The following is a 463-nucleotide window of genomic DNA, read 5'->3' as shown; positions in this document are numbered from 1 at the left end:
GAGCGGCCTGCCCACGGCAAGCCTGTCCTCGGCCACCAAAATCGGCGGGCTGTCGGTCCCACAAAGCTGGGCCAGCGCGACCGGCGCCGAAGAACAAGCCGCCACCAAACTGGTCAGCACCCAATTACTCAACCCCGATAGCGCCAACGCCGCGGGAACCAACGCCGCCATGCGCGGCGTGCCCCTCGTCGGCGGACGCGGCGCCCAACGCACCGGCAACCTCGGCGTGCGCTACGGCTTCCGCTACAACGTACTCACCCGACCACCATCGGCAGGATAAGAAATGCCGGTGACTAGCAACCACATCCCGAAGGCCTTGCGCCGGAAGGTCATTGAGGAGGAAACAGGTGTCGATTGATTTTGGTGCGTTGCCGCCGGAGGTTAATTCTGCGCGGTTGTATGCCGGTGCGGGGTCGACGTCGTTGACGACGGCGGCCTCGGCGTGGAATGCCCTTGCCGCGGA

Annotated in this window: 2 protein-coding genes; both read left to right on the top strand. The window is 65.4% G+C overall.

Annotation, left to right across the window (positions count from 1 at the left end; translation table 11 throughout):
* A partial coding sequence (locus tag ACQI5H_RS24615) for a PE/PPE C-terminal domain-containing protein (protein ID WP_427081898.1) occupies positions 1-280 on the top strand: 280 nt, incomplete at its 5' end.
* Positions 281-353: 73 nt separating this feature from the next.
* A partial coding sequence (locus ACQI5H_RS24610) for a PPE domain-containing protein (RefSeq protein ID WP_427081899.1) occupies positions 354-463 on the top strand: 110 nt, incomplete at its 3' end.

Source organism: Mycobacterium heidelbergense, assembly GCF_050205645.1.
Classification (GTDB): domain Bacteria; phylum Actinomycetota; class Actinomycetes; order Mycobacteriales; family Mycobacteriaceae; genus Mycobacterium; species Mycobacterium heidelbergense_A.
The sequence above is the reverse complement of the archived record's forward strand: the minus strand, read 5'-3'. Positions and strand labels throughout refer to the sequence as shown.